Consider the following 16,527-nt stretch of genomic DNA (forward strand, 5'->3'; position numbering starts at 1 on the left):
TGGAAATTAGGGTATAGCCGGTTAGCTTAGTATTGCTTTTTTTAGCAGTTCGTTAGTTATATTTTCAGGGTAGAGAAGAGACAGTTAGAAGAAAAATCATGCTGGATCAGAGACCGGAGAACTCATCCTATTAAATTGCCAGGGGTTTTGTTTGTGCCCACATGGGCTGAAAACAATCCTCCGTGTCTAGTTTGACAAGAAAAAACCACCTCTTGTTCTAATTCCTCGGAGAGTGATACCTAAATGGTTGATAACAGGAATAATAGCAATATTGATAGCATAAATGCTATCATAAAGGCAAAACGTCCTTAGGTTTGAGGAGTGCATGCTTTATTATGCCGAGCAGGAACTGATAAAGGGAAAGCTGGCCCTGGTGGTAAAATAGCGGACGTGTATGTACGACAGCTAACGGTTATCAGCATTGATCCTTATCCGGAAGAGCCTGAAGAGAAAAGGACATACGATGATGAAACGCCTCCATCGATTAAGCACATTACTGAGAATACCAATGATGAAAATTTCTATAGATGGGGTATCCAAGGCGGAAAAACAGGCAATCATCGTATACTATATGCCATTCACAATGATTGTAAGGTATCATGCTTTTCTATTTTAATAATCAAAATAATGGATGATTAAAAGAGATGACATTGTACCGGCAGAGTCAAATAACGAGTATTGCTTAAAGGATCCGCTTTTTATATTAACAAAGCAATAAATAAGGAGGCGCTCATTTGAGTGATTTTCTAAAAAAGTATGCAGATCTCCGAGACAAAGATCATGTGAAAAGGTTGCAGAGTGAGGGGAAAATTACTGCTCAAATAAAATCAGAACGCAAAAAGCAGGGAATGTCCCAGCAGACCCTTACAGAAATATCTGGAGTTCCAAAATCAACAATAGGCGGAATTGAAGCAGGCTTGACAAGCCCAAGAGTCGGCACATTAATGGGTTTGTTAAAAACTCTAAATACAGCTTTTGTAATCGATGGTACAGCAGATGATCGGGACAGCAAGAATTTATATGTTCAGCTTTGAAGGCATTGTTATTCACCACCCGAAGCAGTGTTTAAAGGAAGTCCGGAGAGCCTTTTTTCTTCGGGCTACGGAGTTTCAAGGAGTCTCCTGTCGCAAACAGTGTATAGTTGAGGGATAAAAATGAGAGATTTACTTAAAGAATATAATCAATTGCGAAGAGAAAATCAATATTTGAAACAAGTCCTGACGAAGATGATGCACATTCAAGGTATGGTCAATACTGAGAGAATCATTACGAATCAATCTGCGGAAGATGAGAAGATCCGACTTTTCAAAGATTTATTTAAAGGTCGGATGGATGTTTATGCCATACGTTGGGAATCAGCAGATGGGCGGAGCGGTTATACCCCTGCCTGTGCGAATGAATGGCAAAAGCCGCTCTGCCTAAAGCCGCAGATACGTTGCAGCCAATGCCAAAATCGCCGATTCCTGCATTTAACAGAACAGGATCTATATGAGCACTTAAGCGGCAAAAAGACAATCGGCATATATCCGTTGCTGCCTGATGAAACGTGCTGGTTTTTAGCCATTGATTTTGACAAGAAGCAATGGAAGAGGGATGTTATTGTTTTTATAGAAACATGTAAAAAATTCAATGTTCCCAGCCATATTGAAAGGTCCCGGTCTGGGAATGGGGGGCATGTTTGGATCTTTTTTTCCTCTGCGATTCCTTCTTCTATCGCCAGAAACCTGGGAATCAACTTAATTAAGAAGACAAAATCACTTTATTATGAGTTTGGCCTGGAGTCCTTTGACCGTATGTTTCCTAATCAAAATCATTTACGGCAAGGGGGAATCGGAAATCTGATTGCACTGCCCTTGCAAAAGAAAGCAAGGCAAAAAGGAAACAGTGTATTTGTCAATGAAAGTTTTGTTCCGTATCCAGATCAATGGATGTACCTGTCTTCGGTCCACAGGCTGAATAAACAGGAAGTTCTGGAGGTTATTCAAGCTTGCAGCGAGGAAGAGGCAGTGATAAGTCAAGGTGTTCCATTGCCACAAAAAATCGTCATTCATTTAAAAAACGGAATTCATATAAAGAAGGCCAGCCTTTCCTCTTCAATGCTATCAGAGTTGGCAGACATTGCTTCCTTTAAAAATCCCGAGTTTTATAAAGCCCAAGCAAAAAGGCTTTCAACCCATAAGATTCCAAGAAACATCCATTGTGCTTCAGAAAATGAAAATCAACTCATTTTACCGCGTGGCTGTTTAGAACAATTGCTGGATAGCCTGAAAGAACGATCGATAGAAGTTGACGTGATGGACCATACATATGAAGGTGAACCGATTGTAGCTGAGTTCCAGGGAGTTTTATCCTCACAACAAGCTGAAGTGGTGAACGTACTTTTAGAGAACAATACAGGAACTCTTTCTGCTACTACAGGTTTTGGAAAAACGGTTGTCGCAACTGCCCTAATTGCTGAGCGAAAGGTCAACACATTGATTATTGTTCACCGCACGCAGCTTATGAAGCAATGGGTAGAACAAATCGCGGCATTCTTGAATATCCCGCCGGCTGACATTGGGCAAATCGGCGGAGGTAAAAATAAAATAACTGGCAAAATAGACGTAGCTACCTTACAGAGCATAAATTTTGGAGGAGAATTAAAATCGTTCATCACTCAATATGGACAAATTATTGTGGATGAGTGCCATGTGATATCGGCTTTTACTTTTGAAAAAGTGTTAAAGCAAATTCGGGCAAGGTATGTTGTTGGATTGACAGCTACGCCCATTCGAAAAGACGGATTGCATCCGATTATTACGATGCAGTGTGGTCCTATTCGATATACTGTAGACGCAAGGACACAGTCCCTGGTCCGCCCATTCATCCATCGTTTAGTGGTGAGAGAAACTGATTTTCAAACGGAAAAAACAGAGTTCCATGAAATTTATCAAGAGCTATTGAAGGATGAGGCAAGGAACCAAAATATTTTTGAAGATGTCTTACAATCCTTGGAGGAGGGGCGGTCTCCCCTTATTTTAACAGAACGGCTGGAGCATCTTCGGATTTTAGAGCAGAAGTTCAGAGGCTTTGCGAAAAACATCATTGTCTTATCCGGAAATATAAAGAAAAAGGATTTGCGGAAAGAATTGCAAAGGTTATCTGAAATTCCAATGGATGAGGAACGATTGTTGATTGCAACAGGAAAATATATTGGAGAAGGCTTTGACGATGCACGGCTTGATACGTTGTTTTTGACAATGCCTATTTCCTGGAAAGGCACCCTTCAACAGTATGTCGGGCGGCTTCACCGTAATTTTGATGGCAAGGAAGAAGTACGAGTCTATGATTATGTTGATGATCAAGTGCCTGTTTTAAAATCCATGGCCCAAAAGCGGCTTGAAGGATATAAACGAATGGGATATATTGCGGAGAATGGAAAGCAAGTGAATGAGCAGATGAGATTGTTTTGAAGGCGGTTCCTGAAGGAGGTGCGTCATCGCGTAATGGGTTTGTGGTTTTGATAATTCGGGGCTCCGGGCGTAGGTTTTAAGATGCAGCTAATATTGAATTCGGATAATTTTTGTAACAATGATGACTTGAGAATATAATACGTTAAACTAGACTTATACTTCCAAAAAAGGGGTATATGATATGAGCAAAAATAAAGGTGATAAGGATATGACCGCTATTACCTTAAAAGAAATTGAGACAAGGGTTGCCAGAAATACAAACAGATATCAAGATGTGATAAGACAGGTAACATTGGATATTCGAAGGCAAAACTTAAAGCGTGGAAGGGTTCGTCCTAAAGATCCTACGGAAGCTAAAATATTGGCTCGGTTTTGCAAGAAATAAGTGAATGATTAATGGATTGAGCAAATTCAAATAGATTACGCTAAAAGACAGCCCGGTCGTGGTTGTCTTTTTTGTGCGGCGTAAAAAGAGGGCTGTTTCAGCAGAAGCCGCTCGCCAGTACGATCGGCGTGTTCGCTAGTCAATGTATTAGATAAAAATCTTTTTGACATTGCCGTACCTTTGCTATTTTTGTTAGTTTCTTCAAATAAAGATTGACTTTACCAATTAAAAGTCATATACTATATTTGACATATGTGTGTTAAATGGAATATTTAACTTTTGAAAAGGAGGTGTAACATGCAACTTGGTGAGATTGCCCAAATAAAAACGGGATTGGTACTAAGTAGGAAAAAGGCGGAAATGGATTATGATGCAAGGGCTACATACAAACTTCTGTCGCTCAAAAATATAAGTGAAGACGGGATGATTGAAAACGATTCCTTTGATGAATTTGTCAGTAATGATCAATTAGATGATCATTACTTTACAGCAGAAGGCGATGTGTTAATGCGGTTAAGCCATCCGTATACCGCCGTGTATATAGATATTGAACATAGTGGCTTATTAGTTCCATCATATTTTGCGATCATAAAGGTGAATCAGGCAAAAATGTTACCTCAGTACTTAGCATGGTATCTCAACTCTTTGCCTGTAAAAAGTGAATTGGAACGAGCGCAAGCGGGGAGTAGAATACCGAGTACAAATCAGCAAACGATCAGGAATATTCCCATTTTGCAATCGTCCATTTCAAAACAAAAGGTATTGGTTGAGCTTTATCAACTACATCAAAAAGAAAAAATGCTTTACAAGAAATTAATAAAAGAAAAAGAATTGTTCTTTCAAGGAGTTACAAAGCAATTATTAACAAGTTTTCATGAGGAGGAAAATTGAGTGGCTGAACAAATCACCCAAGAAAAAATTAACAGCGTATTATGGCAGGCCGCAGACACGTTCAGAGGAAAAATTGACTCATCTACATATAAGGATTACATCCTTACAATGTTATTTATCAAATATTTAAGTGATACATATAAAGAAAAAGTTGAAGAATACACGAAACGTTACCATGGTGACGAACAGCGTATACAACGTGCTTTATCAAGAGAACGATTTGTATTGGATGAAACATCCACATTTGACTATCTGTATAGTAAAAGAAATGACCCAGAAATTGGCGAAATCATTAACAAGGCATTGGAACGAATTGAAAACGAGAATACAGGCAAACTTCGTGGTGTATTCCGTAACATTGACTTTAATAGTGAAGCGATTCTTGGCAAAGCAAAAGAACGGAATGCCATGCTGCGTTCTTTATTAGAAGATTTTCAGCAATTATCATTGAGACCATCTCAATTAGGAAAAGGGGATATTGTAGGTAACGCGTATCAGTATATGATTGGATTATTCGCATCTGATGCTGGGAAAAAAGGTGGAGAATTTTACACGCCAGCTGAGGTGTCAGAATTATTGGCACGGTTAGTGAAGCCGCAAGAAAATGACCGTATTTATGACCCGACTTGTGGTTCTGGTTCATTGTTGTTGAAAGTTGTGAAACAAGTGCCAAGTAAGAAAGTTGCTATTTACGGTCAAGAACGAAATGGAGCTACTCATTCATTAGCTCTTATGAATATGTATTTGCACGGAATTGATGATGCAAAAATTGAATGGGGCGATACGTTAGCGAATCCATTACATTTGAAAGATGGTAAACTAATGAAATTCCAAGTAATCGTTGCAAATCCTCCATTCTCATTAGATAAGTGGGCAATGGGGTTTGCCGGTGAAGGTACAAATGATAAGAAGTTTAAAATGGAACCAGGACTTGATCCTTTCCGTAGATTTGAATGGGGAGTTCCGCCAAGCTCCAAAGGAGACTATGCATTTGTCCAACACATGTTATATTCACTGGCGGAAAACGGCAGAATGGCGACGATCCTCCCACACGGCGTATTATTCCGGGGAGCAAGCGAAGGCAGAATACGTAAGCAAATTATAGATATGAATCTTTTAGATACAGTTATCGGACTGCCAGAAGGGTTATTCTACGGTACGGGCATCCCTGCTTGTATAATGGTATTCCGCAAAGACCGCACACGTAAGGATGTCCTATTCATTAACGCATCAGGTGAAGGGCGTTATGAGAAAGGGAAAAACCAAAACAAACTCCGGGAGCAAGACATTGAAAAAATCGTTGAAACGTATGAGAAAAGAGAAGCCATCGATAAATATTCCTATGTCGCTACAGTAGACGAAATCAAAGAAAATGACTATAACCTTAACATTCCCCGTTATGTTGATACATTTGAAGAAGAAGAACCAGTTGATATGGAAGCGGTGAAAGAAAATATTGCAAACATCAAAATGGAACTGGAAGAAGTCGAAGCGCAAATGGAAAAGTACTTGAAAGAGTTGGGATTGTAAATTCGAGGAGAGAGGAGAAAACTAATGGGGGAAATAGAAAAGTATAGTGAACATGCTTTTGAACAATTTCGCCAAGTAAATGAATTTGGGCAGGACTTTTGGTATGCAAGAGATCTCCAAAAAATATTAAATTATGAGCAATGGCGTAATTTCATAAAGGTAATTGAAAAAGCCAAGGAAGCATGCAAAAACAGTGAGCAGTTGGTATCAGACCATTTTGCTGAAGTCAGCAAAATGGTCGAACTTGGCTCAGGTGCAAAAAGAAAGATAGACGATTATGAGCTATCACGTTATGCCTGTTATCTTATTGTTCAAAATGCTGATCCTAAAAAAGAGATCGTAGCATTAGGACAGACCTATTTTGCTGTTCAAACCCGAAAACAAGAATTACAGGAGCAGTTCGAGACATTAGATGAGGATAGGAAGAGACTGGCTATACGCAAGGAGTTAAGAGAACATAATAAATCTTTAGCAGAAGCTGCAAAAAATGCAGGTGTAGAAACTAGCTTAGATTATGCTATTTTTCAAAATCATGGATATAAAGGGTTATATGGTGGATTAGGTGCAAAGGAAATTCATCAGCGTAAGGGATTAAAAAAGAATCAGCAAATCCTCGACCGTATGGGTAGTACAGAACTTGCTGCAAATCTATTCCGAGCAACGCAAACAGATGAAAAACTAAGACGTGATAATGTTCAAGGTAAAGGAAATGCCAATCGAACCCATTTTGAAGTAGGAGCTAAAGTAAGGCAAACGATTCAAGAGCTTGGTGGAACAATGCCGGAAGACCTCCCAACACCTGAGAAAAGCATAAAGCAAATTGAAAAAATGGAACAGAAAAAGTTGTCGGATAAGGGTGCAGTAAGTAAATAGGGATTGGAAATAAATAAAGAGTGATGAAAAGGCATAATAAAGAAAATCCCTAAAAAAGAAGAGTTGAAGAATTTGAAGAGCAGGCGAAAAAGTAATGAAAGAGCTGGGATTGCAGGTGATATAGGTGACTGTGGAAATTATTAATACAGAAGTTCCGAATGGTTATATGAAAACTAAGAATGGCATATTCCCTAGTGATTGGGAAGTTAGAAAGATAAAAGATGTTTTAATAAGAGTTAGAAATCCAGTTGATGTTCAGTCGAACGAAGAATACAAGGAAATCGGGATACGTTCTCATGGTAAAGGGATATTTTATAAAGAAACAGTTAGTGGAAAGCAGTTAGGAAATAAGGCTGTTTTTTGGGTGGAGCCTGATTGTTTTATAGTTAATATTGTGTTTGCATGGGAGATGGCTGTTGCAAAGACAACTAAGAATGAATTAGGATTTATTGCATCTCATAGGTTTCCAATGTATAAACCAAAGAAAAATATGTTGGATTTGGATTATATCACCTACCTTTTTAAATCCCCAAGAGGAAAATACTTATTAAATTTGGCCTCCCCTGGTGGAGCAGGACGAAATAAAACATTAGGGCAAAAAGAATTTGGTGAATTAGAAGTTGTAATTCCTCGAAACGTTGAAGAACAGATGAAAATTTCAGATATTCTTTTAACATGGGACAAGGTAATTGAACTAAAGGAAAAACTGATTGAGCAGAAAAAAGAGCAGAAAAAAGGGTTAATGCGGAAGTTGTTGACTGGTGAAGTGAGGTTGCCTGGATTTGAAGGGGAATGGAAGACAGTTCGATTAGGACAAATAGGAAAGACTTATAATGGATTGTCAGGAAAAAGTGCAGATGACTTTGGTAAAGGGAAGCATTATATACCTTATAAGACAATATTCGATGATTCAAAAATTGATATATCCAGGTTAGAGTACGTCAGAGTTGACAATCATGAAAAACAAAACATTGTAAAATACGGAGACATATTTTTTACGACATCTTCTGAGACCCCTGATGAAGTGGGAATGAGTTCCGTCTTATTAGACCAAATTGATGAGCTTTACCTCAATAGCTTTTGTTTTGGATACCGTCTGAATGATTTCAATATATTACTTCCAAAGTTTGCTCAATTTCTTTTTAGAGGTAATGACTTTAGGAGTAGGATATTCAGTTTAGCTCAAGGGTCAACACGTTTTAATATATCCAAAAATGAAGTTATGAAAATTGAAGTTTCCTTACCTTCTATAGAGGAACAGAAATCAATTGCTACTATCTTGAGTGATTCCGCTAGAGAGATAAAATTACTTCAAAAGCAAGTAGAATTTCTAATAGAACAAAAGAAAGGCCTCATGCAATTACTTTTAACTGGAAAGGTTCGAGTGCGGGTTTAATGCCTTCACTCACTTTTCCCCTTTTAAAAATGGAGGTATGAACATGCCAAGGGAGAAGAATTTTGATGAACGATACATTAGTCAAATTCCTGCAATTGAAGTGTTACAGAAGTTGGGTTATGAATATTTACCATCAGAAAGAGCGAACCAATTACGTGGAAATCTCCACGATGTTTTGTTAAGAACAGTATTAGAGAATAAACTCAATGAACTGAATTCCTATGAATATAGAGGGGAAATTCACAAGTTCAGCGATATAAATATCCAGCAGGCGATTCGAGATTTAGACGAGCCGTTAACCAATGGATTGCTCAAAACAAATGAAGCGATTTATGAAACGATCATGAACGGCCGGAGTTATACAGAATTTTTGCCGGATGGTTCAAAAAAGTCGTTTACTATTCAATATATTGACTGGAACAATATTGAAAACAATGCTTTCCATGTAGTCGAAGAGTTTGAAGTGGAGCGAATGGATGGGCGTGGAATGGTTCGTCCTGATATTGTCTTATTTGTCAATGGGGTTCCATTTGCTGTGATTGAGTGCAAAAAAGCATCTATTTCCATGACGCAGGGAATCAGTCAAATGATTCGCAATCAAGGGAAAGATTATGTCCCTCATTTGTTTAAGTTTGTTCAATTAGTAATGGCTACGAATAAAAATGAAACAACATACGCTACTTGCAATACACCGAAGAAGTTTTGGTCTGTATGGCATGAGGAGAAAGAGGAGTGGCTTCATTACTGGTTGAATCAAACGGTAGAGGGTAGATTATCAACCATGCAGGATAAGAATATCATCTCCCTTTTTCATCCTGAGAGGCTGCTAGAAATCACTAAATACTTCACACTGTTTGATAAAGACGTAAAAAAAGTAGCCCGTTACCAACAATACTTTGCGATTAAAGAAATCATCAAAACAATTGAAGAACGGGATGAAAACGGGAACCGCCTGAGCGGTGTGATTTGGCATACGCAAGGATCCGGTAAATCACTTACGATGGTCATGCTCGCAAGATATATCTTGTCGGAGCTGCATGAATACAATCCAAATGTGGTTGTAGTCTCAGACCGAGTAGAGTTGGATAAACAGATCCATAAAACATTTAGCCATACAAGGCTGAAGGCAAGTCGAGCGACTTCAGGCGGTCATTTGGTAGACCTTATTAACGACAACAATGCTAATATTGTCACTTCATTAGTTCACAAATTCGATACGGCATCCAACAAGCAAAAACCAATCGAATCAAGGGATGTTTTTGTCCTCGTCGACGAATCGCATCGAACACAGTATGGTGAGCTTCATATTAAAATGAAGAAAGTCTTCCCGAATGCTTGTTATCTAGGCTTTACTGGAACTCCTTTAATGAAGAAAGAAAAAAGTACAATGATCAAGTTTGGAAAGCTTATTCATAAATACACGATTGCAGATGGGGTTCGGGACAAGGCCATCGTGCCACTTTTATATGAGGGGAAAATGGTGGAGCAGTCTGTAAACCAAAAGGCGATTGATCGCCGCCTGGAAATGATTACAAGATATCTGAACGACAAGCAAAAAGAGGAAGTAAAACAAAGATGGAGTAAGTATGAAAAACTCGCTTCCTCAGAGCAACGGATTTATATCATTGCGGAGGATATTAACAAACATTTTTTTGAAAACTACAAAACACAAGGGTGCCAATTTAAAGCGATGCTTGCAACAAACAGTAAAATTGAAGCAATTCGTTACCTAGAGGCTTTCGAAGAATTGGGCGATGTAAACTGTGCGGTCGTTATTTCTCCGCCTGACGAACGAGAAGGACATGCGGACGTTGATGAGGAGTCAAAAGATAAAATTCTTGCGTTTTGGAAACGGATGATGAACCGTTATGGAACGCCTGAGAAATACGAAGATGCCATCAAAGATGAATTTGTCAATGGGGATGAACTAGATTTATTAATCGTCGTTGATAAGTTGCTGACAGGTTTTGATGCTCCCCGTGCAACGGTATTTTATGTTGACAAGCCGATGAAAGAACACACACTCCTTCAAGCGATTGCTCGTGTCAACCGACTTTATGAAGGTAAGGATTATGGATTAATCATTGATTATCGCGGCCTACTAGAAAAATTGGATGAAGCGATGCAAATGTATTCTGGGGCAGGGTTGGAAAACTTTGATCCGGAGGATTTAAAAGGGGCGATTTATGATGTCATTAGCATTATTGGATCGTTAAGACAATACTATTCCGATTTACTGCAAATCTTTTCACCAATCAAGAACAAGAATGATAGAGAAGAGTATGAAGTATGGTTAGAGGATGAAGAACGTAGAGAAGGATTTTATAGCGTTTTAAGTAATTTTGGAAGAAACCTTGGAATTGCATTAGAGTCGGAGAGAATTTATCAAGCCTTACCGCCAGAAGAACTACAAAAATACAAAAAGGATTTTAAGTTTTTCCAAGATTTACGGAAAAGCGTAAAGCTACGGTACTCGGATACGATTGACCATAAAGAATATGAAGCAAAGATGCAGAAGTTGATGGATAATTACATTGCTGCAGAGGATATCATTCGTATTACAAATCCAGTTGATATTTTAAATGCAAAAGCTTTTGAAGAGGAAATCGAACGGCTTGGTTCCAAACGAGCAAAAGCTGATGCCATTCGGACTCGTTTAACAAAAAGTGTCCATGCAAAGTGGGATGAAAATCCATCTTACTACAAAAAATTTTCAGAACGAATTCAGGAAGCGATTCAAGAATATCGAGACAAACGGATTTCTGAAGCGGAATATTTGAACCGTATGAAGGATATTATGAAGGACTATCAGAACGGTCAATCAACCGAACAGTATCCTCACGTGATTAAAGAGAATCGAAATGCACAAGCCTTTTATGGTGTGACTAGGGACATATTGAGTGAAACGAAAAAAACGGCTGCCAGTTATGACACGAATACGCTGGGTGATTTGGCACTGAAAATGGATGGAATCATACAGGAACATCAGAAAGTTGATTGGCATGACAATGTAGAGGTTCACAATCGAATTGCTCAAGAGTTGGATGATCTTCTTTTTGACTATAAAGAAAAGTACAATTTAAATATTGACATTGATATCATTGATAAAATCATTGAGCAAATTAAAACGGTTGCTCTAAGACGTTACTAAGGCAGGGAGCAGCATGGAAAAACATCAAATTGAGTATGCCAATCAAGTCATTGATTTCGTTGTCATACGGAAGAAAGTGAAAAATGTAAACCTCCATGTCAAACCTGACATGACCATCGAAGTCACTGCAAACGACAAAGTACCGATCGACTTTATTTCCGATTTTGTAAAATCAAAAGGCTCCTGGATTCTCAAAAACGTCGGGCAATTTAAAGACGTCCAGCCTTTAAAACAAAGTGAACGCGAATATGTAAGCGGCGAAACATTTAAGTATTTGGGCAAGCAATACCGTTTGCGAGTACAGAAGGCTTCGGAAGAAGAAACAGTGAAATACTTTCGAGGATTCATTTATTTGTACGTAAACGATACAGATAATCGAAATAGAAAAGCAAAATTGATCGAGGATTGGTATCGTGAAAAAGCCCAAAAGACTTTCAATGAATCGCTTATAAAAATGTATCCATTGGTCCAAAAGTACGGAGTAGAGAAGCCGGACGTTGAGATGCGGCTGATGAAAGCTCGCTGGGGCTCTGCTTTGCCAGATAAAAACACGATCCATCTGAATACAAAATTAATCAAGGCACCGAAATATTGTATCGACTACGTCGTCCTTCACGAGCTTATTCACTTTAAATACAACGATCACAGTGAAAACTTCTACCAAATGCTCTATGCATTGATGCCGGATTGGAAAAAGAGAAAAGCGATATTGGATGAAGAAGTTGCAAAAGACTTGTGAGACTTCAAAATGAAAGGAAGTTTCTTAAGTAAAAAGAAGGGAACTTCCTTTCTGATTATGTTAACAAAATTCTTTGTGATCTATTGGAAATAAAGAGGTGGGAATATGTCGGTCATAAAAAGAATGGTAGCCTTAATTGAAAGAATGGCAAATAGATTATATCAATTGGATCCGGATAAAACGGTGAAATTATTGGATTGGACTATCAGAAAATTTAGAATTCAGACAAATGCCCCACGATACAATAATAAAGTAATATACAGAGGGGAAATCTATTGGTGTTATTTAGGTGAAAATATAGGGAATGAAGAAAGTAAAAAGAGACCTGTCGTTATTATTCAAAACCAAAAAGGAAATGACAATGCTCCAACTACGATAGTGGCACCAATTACGAATGCAACAATTAAACTGCCAGTAGCTGTACCAATAAATAGAGCTCAAAATCCAAATGTTACAGGGACAATAGATTTAGGCCAAATTAAGGTGGTGCATAAGGCAAGATTAATCGGGAACTGCATTGATAAATTAAAAAACTCCGAGCTGAAAAAAGTGGATATAGCAATAATGAAATCTGTAGGTACTTATGGCCATTTAATCCATGAACAGAAAAAATTTCAGCAAAAGGAAAGATACGCACGTGGATTGAATCAAGTTTTAAATGAAATAAAACAGGAACTTGGAGTTAATAAGGACAGAGAAATTCTGACTGTAATTAAATCATTGAAAAACAAGTAATATTGTTGACCTTTTTTCCAAGGTGTGTTTTAATAAAGTTACAGATAGCACTTATCCTTTTTAGGATAAGAGGAAAAGGTTTTTTTCAGAACAGAGAGGAGATTTTTATCTTCTCTTTTTATTTATTCCGGTTATTTTCCTGGAACTTGAATCATAATATGTAACAGATGGTGCTTGGTGATGTGTCACCAAGAGGATAATGTTCATCATCAGAGGAAGGGGGCCTTATTTAAGGCTCTCTTTTCTCAGCTTCAAATTAAACGTTAGGATTTTTTCACAACTTGAAAAAACAAGCAAGCAAACATCCAACCCATATGCCGTATTAAAGATTTAACGCGCTAGATTTTGACCCAAATGAAATGCCGTGAGAAACGGTTTTTCGCTGTGCCTCTGCGGCATTTCGTTATTAATTTTGACAACATTTTAAACTTCGAAATAAAGCAGGAAAAGCAGCGCCTTGCCCTTCTAGCCGCTTATCAGAGTACTGGAGACTTTCTACTCGTAATAATTCCAAATTCACTTACTATTTAAGATTTCTTTTGCTTCAGGAAGAATACTTCTAAACTTTTTGCTTTCTTTAATCTTGCTTAAAATAAGTATTTCATTCAAGCCGATTTCTTTAAATAAGATTAAAGTGATTAACGCTTTTAACCTATATATTGCATAAAATATTTCGTCATAATTTAAGATATTCTTTTTATCGCTTTCATCATAGTGCGTAAGAAAGTTTCTTGTATCAACTAATTGTTGGACAAACGTACCTCTATTATCACTGTTTCCAAACAAGTAGGTCTTCGATTCAGGTAATAAATTCTGGTTAATTAGTTCTCGAAGTCTTTTACTCAATGAATATTCATTTCCATGTTTTAGCATTCCTTCTAATCTTAGATAAATTTCATTGGGAAGCTCTTTTTCCCCAAAATCTAAAATTTTTTTAGCATAAGCTTCATATTCTGAATCATCATGGTATTTTCCATTAAAAGCCTTCCTATGATATATTTCTAAAGATTGTACTGCATTTAGGAACCTTGTCTCTAAATATACATCGCTGTAAAAATCAGTTAAGTACAAATCAACAACTGTTTTCAATAAATTTTCTTTTTCGAACCATAAATTAAAAATTTTATTTAAATCAGATTCAATGTCACGGTAGCCAAGAATAACATCAAACGAATGAAACTTTTCTTTAACTTTGGCATTTTTTTCGTTCATAAAAAATAAATATTTCTTCCTTCTTGTCGAATTATTACCTTGTGATTCTATATCTCCGTAGAAATTAATGTATTCAAAATAGGTTGGATGTCCAATAAATAATGTATATAAGTCCCTAACTTTAAACATTACACTGCGGAACCATTCAATGTCTTTCCTTTCATCTGGAGTAATCTTGAATCCACCTTTATAAGTATAACCCATGCTATCGTAGACATCACAAATTAAGTTAGTTACATAATTTTCTTCAATTGTAGCGTTAATCGATTTTACGTATTCAGAAAATCTTTCCAATTTATTAAATCGGATTCCTTTTATTTTTCCTTGTTCCTCTTCAATAAAGTTATATTGTGGCCTAGCAGTCCATTTACTAAAATAAGTTGGATAAAAAGCGAGAGAGTGAAAAAACATTTCATTCAAACTATTAAATAACCCACCTACTATAAAGGAAGAGATTGAATATGTTTCAGTGTTAAACCCAGAGGACATCTTGAAGCTAGTGTTCGAAACATCCAGCAATGTAAACTGTTCACCATAATCAGATATTCCAAGGACTATTTCTTTGTTTTTTTCAAATGTCTCGATTTTTATACTAGACTGAAATTTAAAAGTACCAAACAATTCAAGTTTAGTTTCATCTTTTGTATAAAATAATATCCCTGGGACTTTTTCTTCCATTTTTGGTAACCACCAATAGCCTTTAATTTGAAATTCATCGAACAAGGATTTTTTATCAGCTTTATTTCCTGCCAAGAAAATCACCTTCTTTCCTTATTTGTAGGCAACAAGAACGATCTAAATGCGATTTCGTACAAGGTATATTATGTACCGGCATTGGTAATCCTTCCTAACCAGTTTTGTAACTATTCTGCCAGAGTTGGGTTATGATTATAGTAACAAATCATGGTAAAGGTTGGAACACTTATGTCAGAAAGTATAAGAACAACTTTTTCAGGCATTATGAACACCTACATTAACGCTAGGCGCGAGGTATTTAAAGCCTACTCAATGGGCACTCTTTTCAGACATGAACTGCCTGCATTGTTAAAACAAAAGATTTCTAGCAGTGAAGAGTACGAGATTAAAGGTTCCATTGGCCAGGGCAATTGGGCTGTTATCCCATGGTTAGCAATTATGAACCCTAAAATTACAACTTCCACCCAAAGAGGATTTTACATCGTGTATTTATTTAGTGAAGACATGCAACATCTATATCTAACCTTTGCCCAGGGAGTCACTGAGACTTCTAGAGAAGAAATGGAAAGAAGGAATGAAGACATTCGGTCGCGGGTCGATATGGGGGAACACTTTCGGAAGGATAATGACTTTACTCTTGGCTCAAGTTCAAAAGCAAAAGAGTATGTCCAATCAGTGGCTGCGTATGTTCGATATTCAAAAGATGATTTTCCGTCGGAGGGGCAATTAATAGATGATTTAAATCAGATGATTGAATATTATGAGGAATATATTCATCTGATTGGGCTTGATACAGTGGATAATGAAAATGCTAGAAAGCCGGAGGAATTTGACAATATTGACATCGTTTCCCACATCCACTCCTACATCACCAACAAAGGCTTTTATTTTACGGATGAAAACATTAAAAACCTGTATCTGTCTTTAAAAACAAAGCCTTTCGTTATCCTGTCCGGGATTTCCGGAACGGGTAAAACGCAGATTGTCAGGTTGTTTGCGGAGAGTGTTGGGGCTACGGTGGACAATGGTCAATTTAAGATGATTCCCGTCCGTCCGGATTGGAGTGATGGGTCGGATTTAATCGGTTATGTGGATATTAAAGGCGATTTTCAGCCGGGGCCTCTTACAGAAGTCTTAATGGAAGCCAATAAGCCCGAGAATTGGAATAAGTCCTATTTTGTCTTGTTGGATGAGATGAATTTGGCCCGTGTGGAATATTATTTCAGCGATTTATTAAGTGTGATGGAGAGCAGGAGGAAGGAGATTGGCGAGTATGTTTCGGATCCTGTTGTGGATCACCCGGAAGAAGGGGGACTGCTGCTGTGGAATAATGTTTACATCATTGGCACAGTGAACATGGATGAAACGACTTATCCTTTCAGTCCGAAGGTGTCTGGGCTAATATTTAATGGCGGTAAAATCTAGTATTTTAGGAATTAATTTTGTCGTTACGTGGAGGGGGAGATA

At 37.6% G+C, this 16,527-nt stretch carries 13 protein-coding genes; 12 read left to right on the forward strand and 1 reads right to left on the reverse strand.

Going from position 1 to position 16,527, the window contains the following annotated elements:
* The first annotated feature begins 321 nt into the window (after positions 1-321).
* From AB1L08_RS18165 to AB1L08_RS18215, 11 genes are all read left to right on the forward strand, one after another.
* Complete coding sequence (locus tag AB1L08_RS18165; protein WP_413066059.1) at positions 322-639, forward strand: hypothetical protein; 318 nt, start codon at positions 322-324, stop codon at positions 637-639.
* Positions 640-734: 95 nt separating this feature from the next.
* Entirely contained in the window at positions 735-1,034 is a 300-nt protein-coding gene (locus AB1L08_RS18170; protein WP_413066060.1) for a helix-turn-helix domain-containing protein, read from the forward strand.
* A gap of 120 nt (positions 1,035-1,154) precedes the next feature.
* Entirely contained in the window at positions 1,155-3,452 is a 2,298-nt protein-coding gene (locus AB1L08_RS18175; protein WP_413066061.1) for a TOTE conflict system archaeo-eukaryotic primase domain-containing protein, read from the forward strand.
* 181 nt (positions 3,453-3,633) lie between these two features.
* The gene (locus AB1L08_RS18180) at positions 3,634-3,837 is read left to right on the forward strand and encodes a hypothetical protein (RefSeq protein ID WP_413066062.1); all 204 of its coding nucleotides are present in this window, start codon (positions 3,634-3,636) and stop codon (positions 3,835-3,837) included.
* Between the two features lie 297 nt (positions 3,838-4,134).
* Entirely contained in the window at positions 4,135-4,728 is a 594-nt protein-coding gene (locus tag AB1L08_RS18185; protein WP_413066063.1) for a restriction endonuclease subunit S domain-containing protein, read from the forward strand.
* On the forward strand, positions 4,729-6,258 hold the full coding sequence (locus tag AB1L08_RS18190) for a type I restriction-modification system subunit M (RefSeq protein WP_413066064.1): 1,530 nt from the start codon (positions 4,729-4,731) through the stop codon (positions 6,256-6,258).
* Between the two features lie 24 nt (positions 6,259-6,282).
* Positions 6,283-7,131, forward strand: a complete 849-nt coding sequence (dinD, locus tag AB1L08_RS18195) for a DNA damage-inducible protein D (RefSeq protein WP_413066065.1) — start codon at positions 6,283-6,285, stop codon at positions 7,129-7,131.
* 130 nt (positions 7,132-7,261) lie between these two features.
* Positions 7,262-8,527 carry a restriction endonuclease subunit S gene (locus AB1L08_RS18200; RefSeq protein ID WP_413066066.1) on the forward strand — a complete coding sequence of 422 codons (1,266 nt, stop codon included), beginning with the start codon at positions 7,262-7,264 and terminating at the stop codon, positions 8,525-8,527.
* Positions 8,528-8,570: 43 nt separating this feature from the next.
* Positions 8,571-11,678, forward strand: a complete 3,108-nt coding sequence (locus AB1L08_RS18205) for a type I restriction endonuclease subunit R (RefSeq protein ID WP_413066067.1) — start codon at positions 8,571-8,573, stop codon at positions 11,676-11,678.
* 13 nt (positions 11,679-11,691) lie between these two features.
* A complete protein-coding gene (locus AB1L08_RS18210) occupies positions 11,692-12,417 on the forward strand; it encodes a M48 family metallopeptidase (protein WP_413066068.1) in 726 nt (241 codons plus the stop codon).
* A 105-nt stretch (positions 12,418-12,522) separates the two neighbouring features.
* Positions 12,523-13,152: a type II toxin-antitoxin system PemK/MazF family toxin gene (locus AB1L08_RS18215; RefSeq protein ID WP_413066069.1), complete on the forward strand. Its 630-nt coding sequence runs from the start codon at positions 12,523-12,525 to the stop codon at positions 13,150-13,152.
* Positions 13,153-13,668: 516 nt separating this feature from the next.
* On the opposite strand, the gene AB1L08_RS18220 is transcribed toward AB1L08_RS18215, so the two are convergent.
* Entirely contained in the window at positions 13,669-15,117 is a 1,449-nt protein-coding gene (locus tag AB1L08_RS18220) for an ApeA N-terminal domain 1-containing protein (RefSeq protein WP_413066070.1), read from the reverse strand.
* A gap of 171 nt (positions 15,118-15,288) precedes the next feature.
* On the opposite strand from AB1L08_RS18220, the gene AB1L08_RS18225 reads away from it, so the two are divergent.
* Positions 15,289-16,485, forward strand: a complete 1,197-nt coding sequence (locus tag AB1L08_RS18225; RefSeq protein ID WP_413066071.1) for an MrcB family domain-containing protein — start codon at positions 15,289-15,291, stop codon at positions 16,483-16,485.
* Positions 16,486-16,527 lie beyond the last annotated feature (42 nt).

This window comes from Siminovitchia jepli, assembly GCF_047228825.1.
GTDB lineage: Bacteria > Bacillota > Bacilli > Bacillales > Bacillaceae_C > Siminovitchia.

Bases quoted from the DNA above. Each gene is read 5' to 3' on its own strand.
- dinD (WP_413066065.1), top strand. From the start codon at position 6,283: ATGGGGGAAATAGAAAAGTATAGTGAACATGCTTTTGAACAATTTCGC.
- AB1L08_RS18215 (WP_413066069.1), top strand. From the start codon at position 12,523: ATGTCGGTCATAAAAAGAATGGTAGCCTTAATTGAAAGAATGGCAAAT.
- AB1L08_RS18180 (WP_413066062.1), top strand. From the start codon at position 3,634: ATGAGCAAAAATAAAGGTGATAAGGATATGACCGCTATTACCTTAAAA.
- AB1L08_RS18210 (WP_413066068.1), top strand. From the start codon at position 11,692: ATGGAAAAACATCAAATTGAGTATGCCAATCAAGTCATTGATTTCGTT.
- AB1L08_RS18185 (WP_413066063.1), top strand. From the start codon at position 4,135: ATGCAACTTGGTGAGATTGCCCAAATAAAAACGGGATTGGTACTAAGT.
- AB1L08_RS18175 (WP_413066061.1), top strand. From the start codon at position 1,155: ATGAGAGATTTACTTAAAGAATATAATCAATTGCGAAGAGAAAATCAA.
- AB1L08_RS18225 (WP_413066071.1), top strand. From the start codon at position 15,289: ATGTCAGAAAGTATAAGAACAACTTTTTCAGGCATTATGAACACCTAC.
- AB1L08_RS18205 (WP_413066067.1), top strand. From the start codon at position 8,571: ATGCCAAGGGAGAAGAATTTTGATGAACGATACATTAGTCAAATTCCT.